The organism is Acetoanaerobium sticklandii, assembly GCF_000196455.1.
GTDB classification, from domain to species: Bacteria; Bacillota; Clostridia; order Peptostreptococcales; family Filifactoraceae; genus Acetoanaerobium; species Acetoanaerobium sticklandii.
The window spans coordinates 1,618,223-1,643,268 of the sequence record NC_014614.1 but is presented as its reverse complement, the minus strand read 5'-3'; the positions used below and the strand labels follow the sequence as shown (position 1 = coordinate 1,643,268).

Genomic DNA, 25,046 nt, shown 5'->3' with positions numbered 1-25,046 from the left:
ATGAAAAATAAAAAGATAATTAGTATTATATTGTTAGTTTTTTTAATTCAAGTATTTGCTCAAAGCTTAGTTTATGCTGAAAACAAAGCACATAAAAATGAAAAGCTAATTATTATAACAGCAAACAGGCTTGATTTAGAAGATTTCAAATCAATTGACTCTGTTGGAGAATCTAACCAAGGCTATATCGGATTGATGAATATCAGAGGTGCAAAGGGTACAAATGATGCAAGTTCTTATGCAAGCATAGGATGGGGAAGAAAATCTTATGTATTGAATAGGGACTTGACTTTTTTTGATTATTCAGATGTAGCAAAATCGAACCATTATAAGTTTACGACAAAAAAAGAGCCGAGCAAAATTTCAAATTTGAATATAAACACCTTAATTCAGACCAATTCTGAATCTGATTATGGAGCTATACCAGGAAACCTAGGTGAAATTGCAAACAAAAATAATTTAAAAATATCAGTTATTGGTAATTCAGACAAAGAAGAACCTCTTCTTTTTTCTGGTTCTATAGCCATGGATACTTTTGGAAGAATAAATTCTGGAAACATAGATGATATTAATATAGTAGATTATGAAGCGCCATATAGCATTAGAACTGACTATGATAAAATGTTAAATTTATTTAGAGAGCAATATAAGTCATCAGATATTGTAGTTATAGAGCTAGGTGATAGCTATAGACTAGATGAATATAAAAAAATGATGACAGATTCTGCCTATGAAGAATATAAAGGTACGCTCATTAATAGACTAGATTCCTTTATATCAAATGTAGAAAATGAGCTTTCTAAAAATGATTCGCTCATGGTTGTAAGTCCTTTTCCAAGCTTAGAAAATTACAAAGAAGGATATAGACTATCTCCGGTTTATATTTTGAATGAGAATGAAGAAGGTTTAGGAGTATTAACCTCGGCATCTACAAGAAGAGATGGAGTTATATCAAATATAGATATCTCAGCATATATAAATAATAGATTCGAATTAATTAATCCTGAGATTTCTGGAAAGACCATAGTTGAAAAGCAATATGAAAACCCGTGGACTTTTTTAGAAGCAGAGAATCAAAAAATAGTTTCTCTTTCAAGTGTAAGAATTCCAGTACTTTACACTTACGCAGTTTTTGAAATGTGTGTATGGATTTTGACTTTGATAATTGGATTATTTTATGCTAAAGTTCCTAAGATAGTTATAAGAGCAGTGAAATTTATTCTTAGAATTACTTTATTAATCCCACTAGTGATTTTAATAATCCCTATTTTTAATTTTGCTGATGTAATTTATTCTCTTATCATAGGCTTACTATTTCTAACAGTTGGCTATGCTATAATTTCAAAATTAATAAAAAATGATTTAAATACTATAGCTATTTTAAGTGGACTTACAACCATAATTCTCTTACTTGATATGGCTGTATTTAATCAATTTCTAATAAAAAACTCTTTGCTTGGATATGATCCAATTATAGGAGCTAGGTTTTATGGGATAGGTAATGAATATATGGGAGTTTTAGTTGGAGCTTCACTTATAACAATTAGTATAGTCTTTGAAAAATTTGGATTTAAAAATATCATTTTAGTACCTTTTGCATTAGCAGTTGTATTTATAATGGGAAATCCAATGATGGGAGCAAACGTAGGAGGAACAATTACTATATCTGCAGCATTTTTATTTTTAATATTAAAATCCAATGGCGTTAAAATTGATATAAAAAAAATTATAGGAATTTTTGTGGCAATAGTTTTAATTGTATCTTTTATGGCATGGATGGATTTTAACAACGAAAATAGAAGCCATTTAGCGAACACCATACTCAATATAATAAATACTGGACCATCAGCAATACTGCAAATAATCATACGTAAAATATCTATGAATATACAGCTTATTTCAGCTTCAATGTGGAGTAGGGTACTTATTCTAGCGATAATACTTATGGTTATGCTATTTTATAAGCCATTTGGAGTGCTAAAAAAGCTATGTCAAAAGCATCCATATATAGCTAATGGATGGATAGCTATATTGGTGGGAAGTGTAGTTGGATTTATGGTTAATGATTCTGGTGTTGTAGCTGCAGCGACAAGCATAAGCTATGTTGTTGTGCCTATGCTAGTGCTCTTATTAAATAACAGTGATGATATTAATTTCTTGAAAAAATAGAAGGTAAATTTATGGAGTATAATATTTTAGGAAAAAGTGGAATTAAGGTTTCTAAAATGTGTTTTGGAACCCTTACATTAGGTCCTCTTCAGAAAAATTATTCTGTGAGGGAAGGAGCAAATCTTTTATCTTATGCATATGATAAAGGAATAAATTTTTTAGATACTGCAGAGCTTTATGAAAACTATGCTCAAATTAAAGAATCCCTAATAAATAGACCTAGAGATTCTGTAAGCATATTTACAAAATCCTATGCCTATGATTCTAAAACTGCAGAATATAGTCTAGCTAAAGCTCTAAAAGAACTAAACACTGACTATATTGATGGATTTTTACTTCACGAACAAGAAAGTGAGCATACCTTAAGAGGGCATATGGAGGCTACAGAATTTTTTATTAGGGCTAAAGAAAAGGGATACATCAGATCATTTGGGGTATCCACTCATAGCGTTAATTGCGTACTTGCTTCTCTAAAATATGATTTTATCGATGTAATTCATCCACTTTTTAATAAAAGTGGAATTGGAATATTGGATGGAAGCGCTTCAGAGATGCTTTCAGCAATCAAAATTGCAAGGAATAAAGGTGTGGGAATTTACTCGATGAAGCCATTAGGTGGAGGCAATCTTATTAAAAATTACGATGAGGCTTTAGATTATGTTTTATCAGTTGATGAGATCGATTCTATAGCCATTGGAATGCAATCTACATTTGAGATTGATGCGAATTTTATGAGATTCAGTAACGAAATCATTCCAGAAAAGCTCAAAGAAAATCTAAGAGCTCAAAATAGACAGCTAATAATTTCCGATTGGTGTATTGGATGCAGGGAATGTGAAAAGGTATGTAAGCAAAATGCTATTAGTGTTATAAATGGAAAGGCTGTAGTAGATAAAGAAAGATGCGTTTTATGTTCTTACTGTGCTCCTAGATGTAAGGAATTTTGCATAAAAATAATCTAGAAGGGGTAGTTGATGAGAAGAATTTTAGGTCTTGATATAGGAGATAAAAGAATTGGAATTGCTGTTAGTGATTTGCTTGGGATGATGGCACAGCCACTATATACTTTAACTAGAAAATCTACTAAAGAAGCAATAAATGAGATAGCTGAAATCATACAAAAAGAAGATATAAAGCAAGTGGTTGTAGGATTACCTAAGAATATGGATTCAAGTGAAGGTATACAAGCTAAAAGAACTAGAGATTTTTCACAGTTGCTTTTAGAAAAAACTAATAGTAATATAGAAATAATATATTGTGACGAAAGATTGACTAGTAAAATGGCTAGGCAAAGCTTAAGTCATATGAAGCTAGCTAAAGCAAAAGAAAAAAAGTTGATTGATACAGCAGCAGCTGTACATATATTACAGGGCTATTTAGATAGCAAAAAATAATTTTGGAGGTTTATTATGAATAATGAAATTAACAATGATATTATCACGCTGATTGATGAAGAGGGAAATGAAGTTGAATTTGAGCTTGTAATGAGCATAGAAGCGAATGAGCATGATTACGCTATACTTGCGCCAGTTGAGGAAACTGAAGAAGATGAAGCTTATATATTTCGTATAGAATACGATGATGAGGACGAAATGTCATTAATTCCAATTGAAGATGATGAAGAGTACGAGATGGTAGTGGAAGTTTATGAAACACTGATTAATGAATAAATAGTAGCTTGTTGACTTTTATTAACAAACTGTTATAATATTAATTGATAGATGTTATTATTTGATAGCTAATTTATAATAGTGGGTGATCATATGGATACTTATGTAGAGCAATTGAAAATGAAACTAAAAGAAGAGGGCTTTAAGTTAACCCCTCAGAGAAGATGTATTGTAGAAACTATGGTATCATCAAAAGGGAAGCATTTGAGCAGTGAAGAAATCTACGATGAAGTAAAAAATGAATGCCCAGAGATAGGTTTAGCTACAGTATATAGAACTCTTCAAATGTTGGATAAAATTGGCTTCACAAATAAATTAAATTTAGATGATGGATGCGTTAGATATGAACTTAATTTAGATAAAGACTCACATAACCATCACCATTTGATTTGCAAGTCATGTGGAAAAGTTATTGAGGTTGAAGAGGATTTATTAGATCATCTAGAGGAAAAAATTGAGCGAAGCTATAAATTTAAAATCAATGATCACGATGTAAAATTCTATGGCATTTGTGTTGATTGCCAGTAGATTTAGCTTATATTAAATATGCTGCTCCCCAGTAATATTTGTTGGGGAGTTTTATATTTGATTGATACAAAGGTTAAATAGAAAGCAAGCAGTACCATAAGCACGATTACAATATTTTCTATTATATTAACAGAGTGTTGCCCTTTAAAAGGATTTAGCTTGAATCTGTGTTTTGATATAGGCCAGAATAACGGGATTCCTTGAGGAGTAAGAATATCTCCTAGAAATAGATGACTTAGATAGCTTAATGTAGCTATCATGTTAAGATTTTTGATTATAAAGCCCAAATTATTGGTAATAAAGTATAATATGAAAGCTGAAAAAATCGAATGTGAAAAGGTTCTATGTGAAAACCAAGGAATAAGTATAAAAAACAATAATAGCTTAACAATAGCTATATTTTTAAAAAGATTGTATGATAATATACAAATTAGTATTAAGAAAATGCTTATAATAAGTTTACGAATTATAGAGGTTTTAATTTTCTTTTTAATTGATATGAATAAAACTAGGCATAAAAAAAATAATATAGAATAATCAAATTTTTTTAAATATCCAAGGTAAAAAAGCATTGATAATGGAATCAGCATCATCATTGCTTCAATAAAGGACTCTATTTTTTTGTTTGAAAGCTTTTTTGAAATTACAGAGTTAAAATGATCTAAATCAGGAAGAAGAGAAAAAAATAAGCTTATAGCTCCTCCTAAAATAGTAAACTCAGTGTTACTTAAAATAGTGTAGTTGTAATATGTCAATAACCCTATGGATGCATGGGCTTTGCCCTTCAATATAATCACTTCCTTTGATTCGGATAAGATTTTTTAAGTCTATCAGTTTCGAATATAGTTGTCAATTTAAAAAGATTTTATTATTAGGTATTATAGATATGCCCTAATTAAAATAACGCCCGGAAAAAAATGAAAAGGAGAGATTAAATGGCAAGAAAAACATCAAAATTAAAAATAATTCCTTTGGGAGGACTTCAAGAAATAGGAAAGAATATGACAGTCATTGAGTATAAAGATGAAATCATAATCATAGATTGTGGACTTAGTTTTCCTGAAGATGAAATGTTAGGGATAGATATTGTTATTCCAGACATAACTTACTTGATTAAAAACAGAGAAAAAATTAAAGGATTGGTATTGACCCATGGACATGAAGATCACATTGGCGCGATACCTTATGTTCTAAAAAAATTAGATATTCCTATATATGGGCCTAATTTAGCAATCGGATTATTAGAAATCAAGCTCAAAGAGCATAGACTAAGTAATAACTCACTAAATGTAGTTAATCCTGGCTCAAAAATTAAATTAGGTAACTTTGAAGTAGAATTTGTAAGAGTTACTCATAGTATACCAGATGCATGTGCTTTAGCTATCACAACTGGCGTAGGCACGATTTTCCATACTGGTGATTTTAAAGTGGATTATACTCCAATCGATGGACAAGTAATGGATCTTCATCGTATAGCAGAAATAGGAAGCAAGGGCGTACTGCTAATGATGGGAGAAAGTACAAATGTTGAAAGACCAGGGTATACTTTATCAGAAAGCAATGTAGGACATACTTTAGATGAAATTTTCTCTGAGGCTACTTCTAGAATATTAATTGCAACATTTGCATCTAATGTTCATAGACTTCAGCAAATTATAAACGCAGCATACAAAAATGGTAGAAAAGTAACTACCTCAGGAAGGTCTATGGTCAATGTTGTTAATGTAGCTAGGAATTTAGGTTATTTAAATATTCCGGAAAACACTTTTATAGAATTAAAAGATATTAACAAATATCAAGACCATGAGCTTGTTATTATGACAACAGGATCTCAAGGAGAGCCTTTGTCGGCACTTACTAGGATGGCTTCTCAAGAACACAGGCAGATAGAAATTAAAAAAGGCGATTTAGTAATTTTTTCTGCTCATCCTATTCCAGGAAATGAAAAGCTAGTTTCTAGGGTTATAAATCAGCTTTTTGAAAGAGGAGCTAATGTAATCTATGAGAGCATATCAGATATCCATGTGTCTGGACATGCTTGCCAAGAAGAGCTTAAGTTAATGCACAGATTGGTTAAACCTAAATTTTTTATACCGGTGCATGGAGAATATAGACATCTAAAACAGCATATGGAGCTTGCAAAAAAACTTGGTATGCCAGAAGAAAATGTTTTTATGCTTAGCAATGGCTGTGTATTTGAGATTGATAAGGACCAAGGGAAAATTGTAAGCAAGATTCCTTCTGGAAATATTCTTGTAGACGGATTAGGCGTAGGAGATGTAGGAAACATAGTTCTTAGAGACAGAAAACATTTATCAGAAGATGGTTTGATGGTTGTGGTTGTAAGTATGTCAAAAGATACAGGTAAAGTTATTTCGGGACCAGATATTATTTCTCGTGGATTTGTTTATGTTAGAGAATCTGAAGATTTAATGGATGGAGCTAGAGAAGTAATAAAAAAATCTCTTGAAACTTGTGAAAATAAAAATATGAGAGAATGGTCTTATCTTAAAAATACAATTAAAGATGAGCTTAGAAACTATCTTTACGAAAAAACTAAAAGAAATCCTATGATATTACCGATTATAATGGAAGCATAATTTAAATACCCCGATATTATATCGGGGTATTTACTATAAAATATTTAAAATGTGATTATGACGACAAGGTGGAGAAATATGATAATAGATATGCTCACAATGTTACCAGGGATATTAATTGCACTTACTTTTCACGAATTTGCACATGGGCTAGCTGCCTATGCTATGGGTGATGATACTGCTAAAAATGCAGGTAGACTTTCTCTTGACCCTATGAAGCATATAGATCCCATTGGTTTTATTATGCTCTTTATTATGAGATTTGGTTGGGCTAAACCAGTGCCTATAAATGAAAATAATTTTAGACATGAAAGATTGGGTTTATTTTTTGTTTCAATAGCAGGAATTACTATGAACCTAATATTAGCACTTATATTTCAGATGGTTTTATTTTTTACTGCTGATATAGTACAGTTATCTGCATATGTGGATGTTATGAGAGGCATAGTTTGGATAAATATTATGCTTGCTGCATTTAATCTACTTCCGATACCTCCTCTGGATGGTTCAAAAATAATATATACTTTTTTACCAAGGAATTTAAGGTTCACATTTTATAAATATGAAAGCTATGGCAGTATAATTTTAATAATATTATTATTGACTGGAGGGATAAGCTTACTACTTAATCCAGTAATTAGTGCCTTGATTTCATTCCTCAATTCTATTATCCTGTTATTTAGAGGATAAAGGAGAGAAAAATAATGTCATATGAAATTTGCGTAGACTGTTATGAAGGTCCTATGGATTTGCTTTTAGATTTAGTGTCAAAAAAGAAGATAGATATTTATGATATTTCAATATCTCAAATAACAAAGCAATATATGGATACTATATCTGAGCTTAATGAAATGAATATGGATATAGCAAGTGATTTTATTTACATGGCTTCAAGATTGCTTGAAATAAAATCCAAGTATATGCTTTATGTAGGATTAGAAGAAGATATGGAAGATCCTAGAGTTGATTTATATGAATCAATAAAAGAATATGCAAAATTTAAAAATGCAGCATTAGAGCTCAATGAATCGCTAATGAAGGCACCCTCACGTTATTTTAGACCTAGTATAGAGATATACTATGAAGACGTTATTGATTTATCAAAAATATCAATTGATGATATTATTAAATCTTTCCCAAAATTTAAGCCTCAAGAAAAAGAGATTAAAAGAGATTTTACAAGAAGAATTATATCAATTGAAGACAAAATTAATGAAATAAAATCTATATTAAGCGAAAAAACATCTTTTTATTTTGATGAGATAGCTGGAGAAATTATAAAAGAAGAAAAAATAGCTTCAATGCTAGGAATACTGGAACTAGCAAAAGCTAAAGAAGCTTATCTTACCCAAAGTGATCATTTGGAAAGGATTCATATAGAAAGGTGGAAGGATATTGGATAAGCAATTTAATGTAGAGTCAGACGGACAAATCTATTTAAATCATCCAAAGTCTGATAAAATCAATAAAATTATATCTGTATGTGAATCGTTGATGTTTGCATATGGGGATTTGATATCCTTTAAGGATATACAAGCTATTTTCAAGAGTAAGAGTATAGATGTGTCTTTAAAGGAAATTAGGTATAGCTTAGAGCTTTTAAAAGAAAGATATAAGGAATCAGATAGTGGTTTAGAGCTAGTGATTATTGATGAAAAAATGCAACTTGCCACAAAATCAGATAACTATGATTACATTTCACTTTATTTACATCCTATTAAGAAAAAATCCTTAACACAAGCTTCTTTAGAAACTCTTTCTATCATAGCGTACAAACAACCAATCACAAAGCCAGAAATAGAAAGCATCAGGGGAGTAAAATGTGATAAAGCAATAGCTACATTATTAGAAGCAAATCTAATTGAAGAAGCTGGAAGACTTGATAAGATAGGAAAACCAATAATCTATAAGACCACTGAGATGTTCTTAAAGCAGTTTTCTATAGAATCTCTCAAAGACTTGCCAGTTCTTAAAGAAGATATGTAAATTATAATTAAAATGAAGGTGGAGTTGAAACCCAAATAATCTCAGCATTTGTTGTAGAATTATTTATTATATAGTGTTCTTTGTCAGGAGTAAAGTAGAAGCTTTCTCCTTTTTTTACTTTATACTTTTTATTTCCTACAACTAAAATTATTGAGCCTTTTAATACATATCCAAATTCTTCCCCAGGATGAGGTCTATCTAGTTCACTTATCCCCTCTGGTTCAATTTCGATTAGGATTGGTTCCATGGAGTTTTTCTGAGAATTTGGAATTAGCCAGTGAATTTTAGACTTGTTATGTTCATAATATGCATCGTAAATATCTTCTTTTCCAAAAACAATTTTGTTGTTTGAGCTTTCATTGAAGAAATCTTTTAAATCTGTTCCTAGAGCTTCTAGTATATCTACAAGTGTTGCTATAGATGGAGAGGTTAAATCCCTTTCCAATTTAGATATAAATCCTTTAGTTAAATCGCACCTGAGTGCTAATTCTTCCTGCGTAAGGTTGTTTAATATTCTTAATCGTTTAATTTTTTCTCCTATTACCATATAGTACATCTCCTTAAAGATATTGCATAGACAATTAGTTAAAATAGTAATTCAATTATTTTTTTATAGTTACATTTATGATATATACTTATTATAACAGTAAAATAGTAAAGAAGGGAACCTTATGAGGATAAACAAATTTATAGCTAGCTGCGGAATTGCTTCTAGAAGAAAAGCAGAAGAAATGATACAAGAAGGAAGAGTTAGAATTAATGACAGTGTAGTGAGCGATTTATCAACTAAAGTAAGTGAAATAGATATTGTAAAAATAGATGGAAAGATTATAAGTAAAGTTGAAGAAAAATATTATTATATGCTAAATAAACCCATAGGCTATGTTTCGACGGCAAAGGATCAGTTTGGAAGACCTTCAGTAGTGGATTTTTTTGATAAAAAACAAAGAATTTATCCGGTTGGAAGACTGGATTACGACAGTAGAGGCTTGCTACTTATGACAAATGATGGAGATTTAACCTATGCGTTAACTCATCCCAAGTATCATATTGAAAAAATATATGAAGTCATTGTAAGCTCAACTTTATCTAATAGTGAAATTGAAAAATTTAAATCTGGAATTGATATAGGAGGATATGTAACAGCTAAAAGCAGGATAACATTTATTGGTAATACTTCTTATGAAGTGATTATAAAAGAAGGCAAGAATAGGCAGATAAGAAAAATGTTTTCAGCACTTGGAAAAGATGTCTTAGATTTAAAAAGAGTCTCTATAGGTAAATTGAAATTAATGGATTTAAAAGAAGGAACATACAGAAAGCTAATAAATGAAGAAGTTGAATACTTAAAAAAAATATGTGAATTAAAAGGAGAATAATAAAATGATTCTATTCAAAAATTATGGTAAAGAGAAAAATGAAATTATATCTGCTTTATTGTCTGAGATACCATCTGAGTATGTAAATAACAATGTAATGATAGCTCAAGATGGAGATGAAATTATTGGGTCATGTTTTTATGAAATTGAAGGTCAATTTTGCAAGTTGAATTATGTACATATGATGACTGACGAAGAACTGATTAAAGATGGGTTAATTAGAACTCTCATCAACGCTATGGACATTCTAGAGGTAACTAAAATTATTGTGAAAATTGCAAGAGATGAATCATTTTATGCAAAAATAGGTTTTAATCCTTTATTTTTCAGTGATTTTATGATAGATTTAAAGGGAGAAGAATCAAATTATTTAATTTTGGACACAAAAGATTTCTTTGCAAATACATGTTGTAGTTCCAAATAAATTTTTTTAGGAGGAAAAAATGAAGAAGATTCGATTTACCGAAACAATACTAAGAGATGCTCATCAATCTCTTATTGCAACTAGACTTAGTACAAAAGAAATGCTCCCTGTTTTACAGCAGCTTGATAGAGCAGGTTATCATTCACTTGAGATGTGGGGTGGAGCAACTTTTGACTCTTGCTTGAGATATCTTGGAGAAGATCCATGGGAGAGACTAAGAACTATAAGAAAAGCTGTAAAGAAAACGAATCTTCAAATGCTCTTAAGAGGTCAAAATTTATTAGGGTACAAGCATTATTCTGATGATATAGTAGATTTATTCGTAAGAAAATCAATTGAAAATGGTATAGATATTATTAGAGTTTTTGATGCTCTAAACGACGTAAGAAATATAGAGACTGTAATTAAATCTGGAAAAAAAGAAAATGGTCATATCCAATGTGCTATATCGTATACTACAAGTCCAGTTCACAATGAAGACTATTATGTATCGGTTGCTAAGCAAATGAGAGATATGGGAGCTGATAGTATATGTATAAAAGATATGGCTGGAATTCTTCTTCCTCAAGATGCATATAACTTAGTAAAAGCAATAAAAGAAAACGTTGATTTGGATTTAGAAATCCATAGCCATTATACTAGTGGAGTAGCATCTATGATGTATTTAAAAGCCATAGAAGCTGGTGCGGACATTATTGACACGGCAATATCACCTTTTGCTATGGGAACGTCTCAGCCTGCTACAGAGTCTATGGCAGCAACCTTAATTAATTCTGGCTATGAAACTAATCTAGATTTAAAAGCTTTAACTGAGATATCAGATTATTTTAAAGAAATAAAAGAAAAGTACATTAAAAATGGTATGCTAAATTATAAAGTTACATCTGTAGACCCAAATGCGCTTATATATCAGGTTCCCGGAGGCATGCTTTCAAATCTTCTTTCTCAGCTAAAATTGCAGCAGATGGAAGATAAATATGAAGAAGTACTAAAGGAAGTACCTAGAGTAAGAGAAGATTTAGGATATCCACCTCTTGTTACTCCTATGAGCCAGATGGTAGGGACTCAAGCTGTTATGAATGTAATTATGGGTGAAAGATACAAAATGGTTCCCAAAGAGATAAAAGATTATGTAAAAGGACAATATGGAAAGTCTCCTGCTCAGATTACCCCTGAGGTTATAAGCAAAATTATAGGAAATGATAAACCCATAACTTGTAGACCTGCAGATTTAATTGAGCCTCAATTTGAAAAGTTTAAAGACGAGATTAAAGAATTTGCAACATCAACAGAGGATATTTTGTCGTATGCGCTTTTTCCAGAAGTTGCAAAAAAATTTTTAGAAGATAAGTGGTCAAAAAAATATAAGATAGAAACTACGCTATACAATTCAAAAGATTGCACACATCCTGTATAAAATGAAATATATGATGCGTTATAAGTCAAAATAAACCTTTTCTTTTGCAAAAACACCTAAATTTTTAGGTGTTTTTGCAATTTATACTGCAAATGAAATTAAAATGTATAGACATGAAATAAAACTTGCAAAATTTCAATAATTTTGCTAAACTTAAGCAGTAGAATCTTTTAGAATATACAGTATAAATCAATATTTGAGGAGATGTGACCATTGGATAAGAAATTGGTAATAAAGCCAGAATGGTGCAAGGGCTGTGGAATTTGTGTTGCTTTTTGCCCTAAGAAAGTTTTAGGATTAGAAAATGGAAAAATAGCTATATTAGATGGCGATTCATGTATAAAATGCGGACAGTGTGAACTAAGATGTCCAGATTATGCTATCTATTTGAAAGAGGTGTAATTATGAAAAAAAACATAAAATTATTGCAGGGTAATGAAGCCTGTGTTCACGGTGCGATATATGCAGGAATGAATTTTTTCGCTGGTTATCCTATAACTCCATCTACAGAAATTGCAGAAGTTTCATCAGAGCTACTTCCTAAAAATAAAGGTAAGTTTATTCAAATGGAAGATGAGATAGCAGGAATGGCTACTACAATAGGAGCTGCAGTTGCAGGAGCTAAAGCAATGACTGCAACGAGTGGTCCAGGATTTTCTCTTAAGCAAGAAAATATTGGATATGCATGTATCACGGAAATTCCTTGTGTCATAGTTAACGTTCAAAGACATGGTCCAAGTACAGGACTTCCTACATCTCCAGGGCAAGGTGACTATATGCAAGCTAAATGGGGAACACATGGAGATCATCCTGTAATTGCTCTTTCTCCTACTACTGTAAGAGAAGTATTTGAATTAACTGTAAAGGCATTCAACTTTTCAGAAAAATATAGAACACCTGTTATATTATTAATGGATGAAGTAGTAGGTCACTTAAGAGAGAAAATAGAAATTCCTGAAGCTGGAGAATTAGAAATAATACCTAGAAAACTACCAACGGTAGCTCCTAGTGAATATAAAGCATATGAGTTTACAGAAGATTTGGTTCCACCTATGGCAAATTTTGGGACTGGATATAGATATAATATCACTGGTTTAGTGCATGATGAGACTGGGTTTCCGACAAACAGTACTAAAGAAGCAGCTAAATTACTTGATAGATTAATGGCTAAAATCAATAATAATTTAGATGATATTTTGATTTATGAAGAAGGATATGCTCAAGAAGCAGAAACTTTGTTTATTGCATTTGGCGGAATTGTAAGATCAGTTAAAGAAGCTGTTACAACACTTAGAGAGCAAGGTCACAATGTAGGTTATTTTGCACCAAAAACTGTATGGCCATTCCCAGAACAAAGACTGCAAGAAATATCAAAAAATAAGAAAAATATTTTTGTTGCAGAAATGAATTTAGGCCAAATGATAGAACCGGTAAAGCTAGCTGTAGAGGATAAGAATATTGTTAAAGGTATTAATAAAGCTAATGGAGAAATCATATCTCCTGAAGAAATTATAGAATCATTTATGGAGGTTGTGAAATGTCCAGTGAAATAATCAGTCAAACTATGAGAACCGATAGACTTCCACATATTTGGTGTCCAGGTTGCGGACATGGTATTTTAATGAGAGCTATTGCTGTTGCAATTGAAGATTTAAAACTAGATAAAGACAAAGTGTGTATAGTATCTGGTATTGGATGTTCGTCTAGAGCAAGTGGATATATGGATTTTAATACTTTACATACAACTCATGGAAGAGCTTTGGCTTTTGCTACAGGAGTTAAGTTTGCAAATCCAGACCTTCATGTTATAGTTGTTACAGGTGACGGAGATGCATCTGCAATAGGTGGAAATCATTTAATTCATGCCTGCAGAAGAAATATCGATATAACTACTATTGTATTTAATAACAACATTTATGGAATGACCGGCGGACAGTTTTCTCCTACTACACCAAAAGGAGATAGAGGAACTACAGCACCTTTTGGAAATATTGACAAAGCATTTGATATATGTTCGTTAGCAAAGGGAGCAGGAGCGACTTACGTTGCAAGATCAACTGCTTATCATGCCAATAAAATGATTGAGTATATTAAAACTGGGATTAACCATAAAGGATTCTCTCTTATAGAAGGAATAAGCTCATGTCCAACCTACTACGGAAGAAAAAATAAAAAAGGTGGAGCGGTTGATTTATTAAATCATTTAAAAGATACCTTTGTAGATATAAAAGTAAAGGATAAATTATCTCCTGAAAAATTAGAAAATAAAATGTTTATGGGAGAGTTTCATAATTCTGTGGAACCAGAATATACTGCAGAATATGATAAAATCATAGAGCTGTTTTCTACAGGAGGAGAAGAATAATGAAAAAAGAATTGAGATTAAGCGGTTCAGGAGGCCAAGGATTAATTCTAGCAGGAATTATATTAGCTGAAGCAGCCATAAATCAAGGGCTAAATGCAATTCAAAGCCAGTCTTATGGACCAGAAGCTAGAGGGGGAGCTAGTAAAGCAGAAGTAATAATTGGAGATGAAGAAATATTCTTCCCAAAAGTTAGAAAACCAAATATATTACTTGCTCTTTCACAGAAGGCTTTTGATCAGTATATTCATGATTTAGATTCAAAGTCAATAATAGTTGTTGACGAAAGTATACAAACTAATGATAAAATAGAAGTAGATATGATTTATAAATTGCCTATTCTAAAAACTGCAAGTGAAAAGATAGGAAAATCCATGGTTGCAAATATTGTTGCTCTGGGTGTGTTAACTCAGCTGATACCTGAGCTTGAGAAGCAATCTGTATTAGATGCTATACTTCAAAGAGTTCCTCAAGGGACTGAAAGCCTTAATACAACTGCATTTGAAGAAGGGATTCAGCTAATAAAATTATAATTAAAGGGGATTTGCATATGGGTAGTGAATCGGAAAAAAAAGATTTAATATCATTAATCCAAGGAAAATTTTCTAAACTTAGCAAAGGTCAAAAAATAATTGCTCAATTTATATTAGTGAATTATGATAAAGCAGCGTTTATGACTGCGGCTAAATTGGGAGAAACCGTAGGGGTGAGTGAGTCTACAGTAGTAAGATTTGCCAATGCTCTTGGATATAGTGGCTATCCATTATTACAAAAATCCCTGCAAGAATTGATTAAAACAAAGCTTACAACTGTTCAAAGAGTTGAAATGTCAAAGGAATATTCAAGTGATTTTGCGATATTAAAAAAGGTGTTAAAAGCTGATATAGAAAATATAAAGGGAACCCTTGATGAAATCAATCCATCTTCATTTGAAAGTGTTATAAATCAATTGCTGAGCGCAAAGAAAATTTATATAGTAGGTCTTAGAAGCTCAGCTGCTATCGGAGAATACTTAAGCTTTTATCTAAACCTCATTTTGGATAACGTTGTTTTAGTTAACTATGGAATAAGTGATGTTTTTGAACAGATATTAAAGGTTGGCAAGGATGATTTAGTTATTGGAATAAGCCTCCCTAGATATTCAAAGCGAACCTTTGAACTATTGCAATATGCAAAAGAGCAAGGCGCAGAAATAGTATCAATTACTGATAGCCACTTGTCTCCAATTGCGACATTATCTGATGAAACTCTTATAACAAGAAGTAATATGGCTTCCTTCGTAGATTCCTTAGTTGCGCCATTAAGTGTTGCAAATGCTTTAATTGTAGCTGTAGGGATGAGGAAAAAAGAAGAAATTACTAGATATTTTGATAAGCTTGAAGAAATTTGGAAAGAATACAAAATTTATGATGAAAAATAAGTACAATGAGTAAAAGTGATTAAATAAATTTACATTAATCATTGTAATGGTGTACAATAAGTATTAAAAGAGAAATATAATATATTTCTCTTTTTTGTTGCTGAGATTTATTTTTAGTAAAGTGCCTCAAATTTTAAGCTACTATATTTTATTATTTTTATGATATGAGGGATAATAATATGAATACATACTATATCGTTAGACATGGAAAAACTGTTTGGAATACTGAAAAAAGAACACAAGGCCAAAAAAATTCGGAGCTTACGGAACAAGGGGTTGAGCATGCAAGACAATTTTCAAGAGAAATTTCTCATATGCATATTGATGAAGTATATTCATCGGATTTAAAAAGAGCTTATGAAACAGCTAAAATAATTAAACCTTCATCAGAAATTCATTTAGAAAAAGGATTTAGAGAAATTAACTTTGGATTATGGGAAGGCTTAACTATAGAAGAGATTCAAAAAAATTATTCGGAGTTATATTCAAGCTGGCAAACCTCACCAGAGGAAGTTGCTTTTATTGAAGGAGAAAAAATTATAGAGGCTTTTGAGCGTGTGAAACAAGCTTTTTGGGAAATTGATTCAAAACATGAGAATAAGCATATACTAATAGTTGCGCATGCTATGGTAATTAAATTGCTCTTAGTTGGTTTTTTGGATGCACCTATAAATAAAATATTTAATATAGTTCAAGGCAATTTGGCTATGAACGTAGTGAAAACTAAAAATAAAAAAGCTACAATAGTTACAATGAATGATACATCGTATTTAGATTAATTGATAAAGAGGTATTTGTATGATAATAGCTATAGATGGACCTGCAGGGGCAGGGAAAAGTACAATTGCAAAGAAAGTAGCAGATAGTTTAGGATATATTTATATTGATACAGGTGCTATGTATAGAGCTTTCACATATGAGCTTTTGACTTCTTCAATATCACTAAGCGATATAGAAGAAATTACTAAAGTGCTTGAAAAGACTGATATAGAATTCAAAAATAACGAGATATTTCTGAATAATTTAAATGTAACTAATGAAATCAGGAGCAAAAATGTAACAGCTAATGTATCAGTAGTTTCTGCGATCCCTCAAGTAAGGGAAAAGCTAGTTTATCTTCAAAGAAAAATTGCTAGTGAAAGCAATAGTATTTTAGATGGCAGGGATATAGGGACTGTTGTATTTCCTGATGCAGAGCTAAAAATATTCTTAACTGCTAGTGTAAAAATAAGAGCACTCAGACGATATAATGAATTAATAGCCAAGGATAAAAATATAGATATAAATGAAATCGAGATTGAAATTGAAAAAAGAGATAAGTTAGATTCAAGTAGAGAAACATCGCCACTTATAAAAGCCACTGATGCTATTGAAATTGATACTAGCAACTTAAGTATAGATGAGGTTGTAAATACTATATTAAAACTTGCAGAGGAGATTTGTGAGAATGAATCTTTATAAGTTATTAACATCTATTATTAAACCTATTTTTAATATATTGTACAAAGTTGAGATTAAAGGAAATAAAAATTTACCAAGCCAAGGAGCATATATAGTAGCATCAAATCACATACACAATTTTGATCCTGTATTACTTGCATGCTTTTTAAAAGAAAGAGAAATTCACTATCTTGGAAAAAAAGAACTATTCAAATACAATTTTTTTGCAAAGATATTTGATAGAGTCGGAGTCATACCAATAGATAGAAATAAAAATGATATAAATGCTATAAAAAAGGTGTTGAAGCTATTAAAAACAGGAGGAGTTCTAGGTATTTTCCCACAAGGAACTAGAGTGAAATCAGAAGAACAAGATTCTGCGAAAGCTGGACTTGGAATGTTTTCTTTGAAAACAAATACTCCAATAATACCTGTTAGAATAGATGGTGATTATAAGTTATTTAGCAAATTAACTATTAATATATTTGATATTTACGAGATACCTGACCAGTATAAGGATGTTCCTAATCAAGAAAATTATATGAACATTTCAAATGAAATTATGAAAATTATTAAATCATAATTAAAGGAGTAAACAATGAAAGTTTTATTAGCAGAGAATGCCGGATATTGCTTTGGAGTTAAAAGAGCAGTAGAGCTTGCAATAAAAACCGCTCAAGATAATGATAATAAAGTATATACACTTGGCCCATTAATACATAATAATTCTGCAGTAGATATGCTTAAAGAAAAAAATGTATTTTCCGTTGATGATATAAATAATGTAGAGGGAAACAATATTATAATAAGATCTCACGGTGTAGGAAAAGATATATACGATTATTGTAGCGAAAAAAAAATTAATCTTAATGATGCCACATGTCCTTTTGTTAAAAAAATACAAAAAATTGCTTACGAAATGTATAATAAAGGGTATAATATCATTATCATAGGAGATAAATCACATCCGGAGGTTCAAGGCATAAATGGTTGGTGCGATAATAAAGCAATTATAGGTAAGAATTTAGAAGAATTTTATCTAATTGATTTTAATAAGATTGAAAAATATGCAGTTGTAGTCCAAACAACCATGCCTCAAGATACATTTTTTGCTGTAAAAGAATATTTAATTTCATTAGGACTTACACTTGAGTTTTATAATACTATTTGTTTTGCTACTAAAGAGCGCCAGCAAGCAGTTTTAGATTTATCTAAAAAAGTTGATGCTATGCTTATCGTAGGAGGAAAACACAGTTCTAATACAAAGAAATTAGCAGAAATAGCAAAAAAAAATTGTGATACATTTTTAATTGAAACAGCAAAAGATATTGACCTAGAGAAAATTAAAACTTATGATATTATAGGAGTAGGAGCAGGTGCTTCTACACCGGACTTTATAATTAATGAAGTTATGGATCTTATTAACGAGCTATAGCTTTATAATTAATAAGTTAATCAATAAAGGCTTCAAGTAAGAAGGAGGACAAGTTCTTTTTTCTTAATTATGTTCACAAAATAAATTTTAAGGAGTTGGATTTAATGAGTAGCGAAATGGAAAAGCTATTATTGGAAGAAGAAAAGAATTATCAGGAAGTATACAAAGGAAGTATAGTAAAAGGCAGAGTAATGATTGAGAAAGATGATTCTTTCTATATAGATTTAAATTATAAAACTGACGGTATCCTTCCAAAGGATCAAGTGATAGATAGTGAAACAATAAAAGTTGGAGATGAAATAGAAGTTCAAGTGGTTAAAATTGATAAAAATACTGGAGATATTCTTTTATCTAAGAAAAGAGTTGACGAGTTTAAAGTATGGGATGAAGTTAAGGTTGGAGATGTACTTCAAGTTAAGGCAGTTGAGTTCAATGCAAAAGGTTTGATTTGCGTATACAAAACAGCTCTTAGAGGATTCATGCCACTTAGTCATATTGAGCTAAAGTTCATTGGAGAAGATGTATTAAAAAGCTACTTAGGAAAAACTTTTGAAGTAGAAATTATAGATATTGACCCTAAGAAGAGAAGATTAATTTTCTCTAGAAAAAATATTCTTTTAAAACAACAAGAAGCTCTTAAAACTGAGGTTGTTGAAAAAATAAAAGAAGGCGAAGTTTTTGAAGGAGTAATTAAGGATATTAAAGATTATGGAATTTTTGTGGATATCGGTGGATTTACTGGCTTAGTTCACATTAGCGAAATTTCATGGGATAGAAGCGAAAAAATTAAAGAACAATATAAAATAGGTGAAAAAATTAATGTTCAAGTTATTAGCTTTGACCAAGCTTCAGAGAGATTATCACTTAGTATAAAATCACTTGCTAGCCATCCATGGGATGAGTTTATTTCTAATAATAAGGTTGGAGATATTGTAACTGGAGAAGTTAAAAATATTAAAGAATATGGTGCATTTATTAATCTACATCCTACAGTAGATGGTTTTGTTCATATTTCAAATTTATCTTCTGACTTTATAAAAAATCCTAACGAAATTTTAAAGGTAGGCCAAAAAGTTGAAGTTAAAATCATTAGTATAGAACAAGAAAACAAGAAAATAGAACTTAGCTTAATATTAGAAGATAAAGAAGTGGCAGAAGAAGAAACTACTGAAAAGGAGTAACTTATGTCTCAATACGAGTCTTTTAAAGAAAAGATTTTAAAAAAAACAGGAATAAACTTAAGTCTTTATAAAGAAAAGCAAATGAAAAGAAGAATTGAATCTCTAGCTAGTAGAAATGGCTATTCTGATTTAAATTTGTATTTCAATGCTATAGATAAAGATATTGAGTTATTTAAAGAGTTCATAAATTATATGACAATTAACGTATCTGAATTTTATCGAAATCCTGAGCAGTGGAAGATTGTTGAAAGTGAAATTTTTCCTGCGCTTATAAAGAAAAAAGGAAATATTAAAATTTGGAGTGCTGCTTGTTCTACAGGTGAGGAACCATATACAATTACAATGATACTCAGCCAGCATTTGCCTTTATCTAAAATTAGTATTGTTGCAACTGATATTGATAAGGAAGCTATGGCAAAAGCTCAAACGGGTATTTATTCTGAAAACAGCTTAAAAAATGTTCCATCAGCTATAGTTAGTAAGTATTTTTCTAAAGTAACTGATAAAACTTACAGTATAAGTGACGAAATCAAGAAATGTGTATCTTTTAAGCAACACAATCTATTAAAAGATAAATTTGTTGAAGGCTGTGACCTTATTGTGTGTAGAAATGTTCTTATTTACTTTACTGAAGAGGCTAAGGCTGAGATTTATTCTAATTTTAGTAAGTCTTTAAATACAGAGGGAATTTTATTTGTGGGTAGTACTGAGCAGATTATTTCGCCTCAAAAATATAATTTAAAACCTATAAAAACATTTTTCTATACAAAATCCATATAGTCTAAACTATATGGATTTTTTTATTTCAAAAAAGTTGTAGGATTAATTATTTTGGGTATAGATTAATCATAGATACGGCTAACGTTTCTAATAGAGTATATAATATAGTTTGTAGCAAAGGAGGACTAATATGGAAGTTCTAAAGGTTTCTTCAAAATCAAATCCTAATTCTGTAGCAGGAGCATTGGCTGGAGTACTAAGAGAAAAAGGCTCTGCAGAAATACAAGCGATTGGTGCAGGAGCATTAAATCAAGCTGTAAAGGCAATAGCTATAGCAAGAGGGTTTGTTGCCCCTAGTGGTATGGATTTAGTTTGTATACCAGCATTTACGGATGTATCTATTGATGGTGAAGAAAGAACAGCAATCAAATTAATTGTAGAGCCAAGATAATATAAAATTGTATTATCAGAAATAAATGTATATAATTAAATTAATAAATTGTTTATTCATGATTATCGTGGGTAAATAAGTATTGGATTTATAATTTACTTTGAAGGAGGATGTTTTATGACAAAATATGTATGTACAGTGTGTGGTTATGTGTATGACCCTGAGGTAGGAGATCCAGATAATAATATCAATCCTGGTACATCTTTCCAAGATATTCCTGAAGATTGGGTATGCCCACTTTGTGGAGTAGGAAAAGATCAATTCGAGGAAGAAGCATAAGATTTAATACTTAATCTTAGATTTAATAAAAGAGAGAAAGCCTTCTCTCTTTTATTTTGTAAAAAATATTAGTTTAAAGGGTTGTGGTAGATATGATGACAATAATTTATATTTTTTCAGGTATTTTACTTGTTAGGGTAATATACAGAGCTTTTTTTACTGAATTAAAGACAGCAACTGACTATCATCAAAGGGCAATGAATTATGAAATATATTTTCAAAATAGATCAAAAGCTATTAAATTAATGGAGCAAGCTATAGAAAAACCAGAATTTACTCGAACAGAAAAAGGGAGTTTCGATTTAAAGATTGGAATTCTGTATTATAAGATGAAAAAATTAAACAAAGCTAAAGAGCATTTTGATAAGATTTTAGATTTTGTAAGAAAAGACAATTTTAAATATATGAAGGATATATCTGCCATTGTACTTACATACTATGAGTTAGGAGAAAAAGATACTGCAAGAAAAATATATCACTGGCTACGTGCAAAAGAAAAATTCGATCCAGATTTTGATAAATTAGATTATCTAGATTTATACATATGGAAATAGGAGTGGAAATATATCTATTAGTAAAATAAACCATAAAATAAAGTACTTGAAGACTTTTAATGCTCTGGAGGCTTGTAGTACTGAAAGTAAACATGAAAAAACCGCATCTGCGGTTTTTTTAATAAGTTATAATTTTTTTATCTTGGAATTTTGATGATTGAATAAGTTCTTGCTTACTTTCTGGGATAGATATAGTGGCTGGGTTTCCATCACTTATATATCTAAATTTTGTTCCCTGCTCATATGCTTTTAGCCAATCATAAAGACCAACTCCATCAACATTTGTTTCACTTGCACGTACCCTGCGGATTTTTGAAAAATCAAAGTCCTTGTGATATGGAGAAAAATATGGATCCCATCCAACAAGTAAAACTGCTATATTGTCATATGATATATTATCAAATAAACCTTTATAGGTTAGCGCATAATTTTCATCAGAAGGCTTTGCTCCATAAGGTAATGCTAATGTTTGAATATTTAATTCAGGATAAGTGCTCTCATGGGTAGACTTTAGCAATGCAATTTCTTTTTGAATGTCTTCAGGAGAGGCTTTTTTTAGGTCTAAGTGAGTTAAAGTATGGTTACCTATTGAATAACCATTTTGAGCAAGGAACTTTAGTTTGTCTACCTCTTGGCTTTTGCTTCCAAAAGCAAGCTGGTTAAGGAAGAATGTTGCAGTAGTATTAAAGTCTGGAAAATCTGCTTTAAAGCTTTCTAGTATTCCTATTGCGCAAGTAGGGTCAATTTCACCATTATCTAAATATCTGAAATTGTTTTCATTTCCATCATCAAAGGTTATAACAACTGGAGTATGACCTTTTTCTGTAGCTATATTTCCTAGAGCGTAGTCCTCTAAAGATATAGCTCTAAAACCGTTATTATATAGAGTTTCTAAATCGCGACGAAAATTTTCAGGTGTTCTTGTCCAAGTTGCTTCCGCTTCACCAATGTTGTGATACATAAGTACCATTACTTCTTGACTTTCATCAACTTTCAATGCCTTAAGCTCATCAGATTCAAGAATTTCAAATTCCACTTTTTCATCAACAGCATCTTCACTTGAAGTTACAGGCAAGGTTGTTGAGGCTGAATCAGAAATAGTTTTACTAGAAGAGCAGCCGGTAACGATAAAAGCGGAAAGCAAAATATAAATAAATAATTTTTTCATTATTATTGATTCTCCTTTATTTTGAAATAGTAAGTTATGATATAACCATTATATGATAAAATAAAAGAAATTACATATAAATAACGAGAATTTAAATATTTGCGCATGAATTAGCTAAAAAAGGATAATATAAATTATATAGTTTAAATTAAGAGGAGGGTGTCATGAAAAATTTTATTGAAGCATATGAAGTTAAATCTAATTTAGACGAATACGTAATTATAGACTGTAGATTTGATTTAGTTGAAACAGACTATGGAGTTAAGGCATATAAAAACTCACACATAAAAAATGCATTCTTTTTCGATTTAGAAGGTGATATGTCAGCAAAGAAGTCTGTTCATGGAGGAAGACACCCATTGCCAGATATGGCCATGTTTATAAATAAGTTAGAGGCGATTGGGATTTCAAATGATACAAAGATATTAGTTTACGATGACGATATTTCAGTTGCTGCAAGATTATGGTGGATGTTAAAATATATTGGAATTACGAATGTAAAAATATTAAATGGTGGGATTAATGCAGCGGCTCAGGCAGGTATTGAGATGGAAACTGGTGAACTAAATAAAAGTGATTATCTGAAGGGTAAAATCGATGCTAAAATAAATAACGATCTATTAATAGAGATGGATGAACTAAAAACCATAATTTCTAAAGGTAAGAACTATATTTTAATCGATTCAAGATCAACAGAAAGGTATAAAGGGCTAATTGAACCTTATGATAAAATTCCAGGAAGAATTCCAACTTCAATCAATATCTTCTTTAAGGATGTAATGAATGAAAATAAAATAAAAGAAATTGAAGATTTAAAAAAAGTATATAATAATATTGAATCTGATAAAATGGTAATTGCTTACTGTGGTTCAGGGGTGACAGCACCGATAAATATAGTAGCTATGGATGAGCTAGGATTGTATTCTAGACTTTACTTAGGCAGTTATAGTGATTATGTATCATATAAAGACAATGTAATCGAAAAAGATTAAATACGTGGAGGAGATAAAATGACGACTATTGGATTAAGTTTGAATTTGATTGTTCTATTCTTAGTCATTGTATATTTAATCCTCATTGCTAAGAACAGCTTGAATCTAAACAAAAGAGTTAACAGGCTATCTAGTAAAATCAATAATATATTAAATAAGTATAATCTATAGAAAATAGGTGTAGGAAACTATGGATACTAGACTATATAATTCTTTGCGTAAAAGCATTATATTTAAGGAAGTTTCTGAATTTAATTTTAATGAGATAGTTAACGAAATTCCGTTTAGAATTCTTGATTATAAAAAAAATGAAATACTATTTTTTGAAGGTGATGATTGCAATTCTATAGGGATAGTTATAGATGGAGAAGTGGAAGTTAATAAAGGCCTTACAATTGGGAAAAAGGTCAATATTACTAAAATTAAAGCTGGTGATATGTTTGCTGAAGCTGTAGTTTTTTCTCAATATCATAAATTTCCAGCTACTATTGAAGCTTCTTCTGACTCAAAGGTATTATTTATATCTAGGGAAAACATAGTGAAAATGTGTTCTAAATACCCTGATTTTATAGAGAAGTTTATGGGGATTTTATCAACCAAAATCAGTATTTTGAATAATAAGGTGTCTCTTCTTTCTATGAAAAGTATCAGACATAAGATATTATTTTATATTTCGAAAGAAGGAAAGCAAGATAAAAATGGGCATTTATCAATTAAGATAGCAAAACAGGATTTGGCAAATAAAATTGGCGTTGAAAGACCATCCTTATCAAGAGAATTGATTAAGATGCAAGATGAAAATATGTTAAATATGGATGGAAAAAAAATAACTGTTATTTGTGATATCAACGAATATTTAATATAAAGGACG

General features: G+C 30.6%; 31 protein-coding genes. 28 read left to right on the top strand and 3 right to left on the bottom strand.

Annotated features, from left to right (window positions below; genetic code table 11):
* The 5 genes from CLOST_RS07605 (at window position 1) to CLOST_RS07585 (ending at window position 4,367) form a co-directional block, all read left to right on the top strand.
* Window positions 1-2,169 carry a hypothetical protein gene (locus tag CLOST_RS07605; RefSeq protein ID WP_013361702.1) on the top strand — a complete coding sequence of 723 codons (2,169 nt, stop codon included), beginning with the start codon at window positions 1-3 and terminating at the stop codon, window positions 2,167-2,169.
* Window positions 2,170-2,180: 11 nt separating this feature from the next.
* Window positions 2,181-3,131, top strand: coding sequence for an aldo/keto reductase (locus CLOST_RS07600; RefSeq protein ID WP_013361701.1), 951 nt, complete (start codon window positions 2,181-2,183; stop codon window positions 3,129-3,131).
* Between the two features lie 12 nt (window positions 3,132-3,143).
* Entirely contained in the window at window positions 3,144-3,563 is a 420-nt protein-coding gene (gene ruvX / locus CLOST_RS07595; protein ID WP_013361700.1) for a Holliday junction resolvase RuvX, read from the top strand.
* A gap of 15 nt (window positions 3,564-3,578) precedes the next feature.
* Complete coding sequence (locus CLOST_RS07590; protein ID WP_013361699.1) at window positions 3,579-3,839, top strand: DUF1292 domain-containing protein; 261 nt, start codon at window positions 3,579-3,581, stop codon at window positions 3,837-3,839.
* A gap of 93 nt (window positions 3,840-3,932) precedes the next feature.
* The gene (locus tag CLOST_RS07585) at window positions 3,933-4,367 is read left to right on the top strand and encodes a Fur family transcriptional regulator (protein WP_013361698.1); all 435 of its coding nucleotides are present in this window, start codon (window positions 3,933-3,935) and stop codon (window positions 4,365-4,367) included.
* Window positions 4,368-4,369: 2 nt separating this feature from the next.
* On the opposite strand, the gene CLOST_RS07580 is transcribed toward CLOST_RS07585, so the two are convergent.
* A complete protein-coding gene (locus CLOST_RS07580) occupies window positions 4,370-5,155 on the bottom strand; it encodes a metal-dependent hydrolase (RefSeq protein ID WP_013361696.1) in 786 nt (261 codons plus the stop codon).
* 147 nt (window positions 5,156-5,302) lie between these two features.
* Between CLOST_RS07580 and CLOST_RS07575 the strand changes: the two genes are divergently transcribed.
* The 4 genes from CLOST_RS07575 to scpB all read left to right on the top strand — a co-directional run bounded on the left by CLOST_RS07575 (window position 5,303) and on the right by scpB (window position 8,953).
* A complete protein-coding gene (locus CLOST_RS07575; protein WP_013361695.1) occupies window positions 5,303-6,967 on the top strand; it encodes a ribonuclease J in 1,665 nt (554 codons plus the stop codon).
* Between the two features lie 78 nt (window positions 6,968-7,045).
* On the top strand, window positions 7,046-7,657 hold the full coding sequence (locus CLOST_RS07570; RefSeq protein WP_013361694.1) for a site-2 protease family protein: 612 nt from the start codon (window positions 7,046-7,048) through the stop codon (window positions 7,655-7,657).
* A 14-nt stretch (window positions 7,658-7,671) separates the two neighbouring features.
* The gene (locus CLOST_RS07565; protein WP_013361693.1) at window positions 7,672-8,370 is read left to right on the top strand and encodes a segregation and condensation protein A; all 699 of its coding nucleotides are present in this window, start codon (window positions 7,672-7,674) and stop codon (window positions 8,368-8,370) included.
* Window positions 8,363-8,953 carry an SMC-Scp complex subunit ScpB gene (gene scpB / locus CLOST_RS07560; protein WP_013361692.1) on the top strand — a complete coding sequence of 197 codons (591 nt, stop codon included), beginning with the start codon at window positions 8,363-8,365 and terminating at the stop codon, window positions 8,951-8,953. Before CLOST_RS07565 ends, scpB begins: the two co-directional genes overlap by 8 nt.
* Window positions 8,954-8,960: 7 nt before the next feature.
* On the opposite strand, the gene CLOST_RS07555 is transcribed toward scpB, so the two are convergent.
* Complete coding sequence (locus CLOST_RS07555; RefSeq protein ID WP_013361691.1) at window positions 8,961-9,500, bottom strand: helix-turn-helix domain-containing protein; 540 nt, start codon at window positions 9,498-9,500, stop codon at window positions 8,961-8,963.
* A 124-nt stretch (window positions 9,501-9,624) separates the two neighbouring features.
* Between CLOST_RS07555 and CLOST_RS07550 the strand changes: the two genes are divergently transcribed.
* The 17 genes from CLOST_RS07550 (at window position 9,625) to CLOST_RS07470 (ending at window position 22,015) form a co-directional block, all read left to right on the top strand.
* A complete protein-coding gene (locus tag CLOST_RS07550) occupies window positions 9,625-10,332 on the top strand; it encodes a pseudouridine synthase (protein WP_013361690.1) in 708 nt (235 codons plus the stop codon).
* A gap of 4 nt (window positions 10,333-10,336) precedes the next feature.
* Window positions 10,337-10,756, top strand: coding sequence for a GNAT family N-acetyltransferase (locus tag CLOST_RS07545; RefSeq protein ID WP_013361689.1), 420 nt, complete (start codon window positions 10,337-10,339; stop codon window positions 10,754-10,756).
* A 19-nt stretch (window positions 10,757-10,775) separates the two neighbouring features.
* Entirely contained in the window at window positions 10,776-12,173 is a 1,398-nt protein-coding gene (locus tag CLOST_RS07540) for an oxaloacetate decarboxylase subunit alpha (RefSeq protein ID WP_013361688.1), read from the top strand.
* A 213-nt stretch (window positions 12,174-12,386) separates the two neighbouring features.
* Window positions 12,387-12,575 (top strand): indolepyruvate ferredoxin oxidoreductase subunit alpha, encoded by a 189-nt coding sequence (locus CLOST_RS07535; RefSeq protein WP_013361687.1) that lies wholly within the window; start codon window positions 12,387-12,389, stop codon window positions 12,573-12,575.
* Between the two features lie 2 nt (window positions 12,576-12,577).
* Entirely contained in the window at window positions 12,578-13,726 is a 1,149-nt protein-coding gene (locus CLOST_RS07530) for a 2-oxoacid:acceptor oxidoreductase subunit alpha (RefSeq protein ID WP_013361686.1), read from the top strand.
* Window positions 13,711-14,538 carry a 2-oxoacid:ferredoxin oxidoreductase subunit beta gene (locus CLOST_RS07525; RefSeq protein WP_041487148.1) on the top strand — a complete coding sequence of 276 codons (828 nt, stop codon included), beginning with the start codon at window positions 13,711-13,713 and terminating at the stop codon, window positions 14,536-14,538. Before CLOST_RS07530 ends, CLOST_RS07525 begins: the two co-directional genes overlap by 16 nt.
* Window positions 14,538-15,068 (top strand): 2-oxoacid:acceptor oxidoreductase family protein, encoded by a 531-nt coding sequence (locus CLOST_RS07520; RefSeq protein ID WP_013361684.1) that lies wholly within the window; start codon window positions 14,538-14,540, stop codon window positions 15,066-15,068. The genes CLOST_RS07525 and CLOST_RS07520 overlap by 1 nt, the downstream gene beginning before the upstream one ends.
* Window positions 15,069-15,085: 17 nt before the next feature.
* Window positions 15,086-15,955: a MurR/RpiR family transcriptional regulator gene (locus tag CLOST_RS07515; RefSeq protein WP_013361683.1), complete on the top strand. Its 870-nt coding sequence runs from the start codon at window positions 15,086-15,088 to the stop codon at window positions 15,953-15,955.
* Window positions 15,956-16,134: 179 nt separating this feature from the next.
* Window positions 16,135-16,734, top strand: coding sequence for a histidine phosphatase family protein (locus CLOST_RS07510; protein ID WP_013361682.1), 600 nt, complete (start codon window positions 16,135-16,137; stop codon window positions 16,732-16,734).
* Between the two features lie 19 nt (window positions 16,735-16,753).
* Window positions 16,754-17,416 (top strand): (d)CMP kinase, encoded by a 663-nt coding sequence (gene cmk / locus CLOST_RS07505; protein WP_013361681.1) that lies wholly within the window; start codon window positions 16,754-16,756, stop codon window positions 17,414-17,416.
* Window positions 17,403-17,978: a lysophospholipid acyltransferase family protein gene (locus CLOST_RS07500; RefSeq protein ID WP_041487147.1), complete on the top strand. Its 576-nt coding sequence runs from the start codon at window positions 17,403-17,405 to the stop codon at window positions 17,976-17,978. Before cmk ends, CLOST_RS07500 begins: the two co-directional genes overlap by 14 nt.
* A 15-nt stretch (window positions 17,979-17,993) precedes the next feature.
* Window positions 17,994-18,830, top strand: a complete 837-nt coding sequence (gene ispH, locus CLOST_RS07495; RefSeq protein ID WP_013361679.1) for a 4-hydroxy-3-methylbut-2-enyl diphosphate reductase — start codon at window positions 17,994-17,996, stop codon at window positions 18,828-18,830.
* A gap of 104 nt (window positions 18,831-18,934) precedes the next feature.
* Complete coding sequence (locus CLOST_RS07490; RefSeq protein WP_013361678.1) at window positions 18,935-20,011, top strand: 30S ribosomal protein S1; 1,077 nt, start codon at window positions 18,935-18,937, stop codon at window positions 20,009-20,011.
* Between the two features lie 3 nt (window positions 20,012-20,014).
* Entirely contained in the window at window positions 20,015-20,791 is a 777-nt protein-coding gene (locus tag CLOST_RS07485; protein ID WP_013361677.1) for a CheR family methyltransferase, read from the top strand.
* A gap of 130 nt (window positions 20,792-20,921) precedes the next feature.
* On the top strand, window positions 20,922-21,182 hold the full coding sequence (locus tag CLOST_RS07480) for a stage V sporulation protein S (protein WP_013361676.1): 261 nt from the start codon (window positions 20,922-20,924) through the stop codon (window positions 21,180-21,182).
* 117 nt (window positions 21,183-21,299) lie between these two features.
* A complete protein-coding gene (gene rd / locus CLOST_RS07475; protein WP_013361675.1) occupies window positions 21,300-21,461 on the top strand; it encodes a rubredoxin in 162 nt (53 codons plus the stop codon).
* A gap of 92 nt (window positions 21,462-21,553) precedes the next feature.
* Window positions 21,554-22,015, top strand: a complete 462-nt coding sequence (locus CLOST_RS07470; protein ID WP_013361674.1) for a tetratricopeptide repeat protein — start codon at window positions 21,554-21,556, stop codon at window positions 22,013-22,015.
* Between the two features lie 118 nt (window positions 22,016-22,133).
* Here CLOST_RS07470 and CLOST_RS07465 read toward each other — a convergent pair whose 3' ends face one another.
* A complete protein-coding gene (locus CLOST_RS07465) occupies window positions 22,134-23,183 on the bottom strand; it encodes a polysaccharide deacetylase family protein (RefSeq protein ID WP_013361673.1) in 1,050 nt (349 codons plus the stop codon).
* Between the two features lie 164 nt (window positions 23,184-23,347).
* On the opposite strand from CLOST_RS07465, the gene CLOST_RS07460 reads away from it, so the two are divergent.
* Entirely contained in the window at window positions 23,348-24,175 is an 828-nt protein-coding gene (locus CLOST_RS07460) for a sulfurtransferase (RefSeq protein WP_013361672.1), read from the top strand.
* Window positions 24,176-24,365: 190 nt separating this feature from the next.
* A complete protein-coding gene (locus tag CLOST_RS07455) occupies window positions 24,366-25,040 on the top strand; it encodes a Crp/Fnr family transcriptional regulator (protein WP_013361671.1) in 675 nt (224 codons plus the stop codon).
* Window positions 25,041-25,046: the final 6 nt, after the last annotated feature.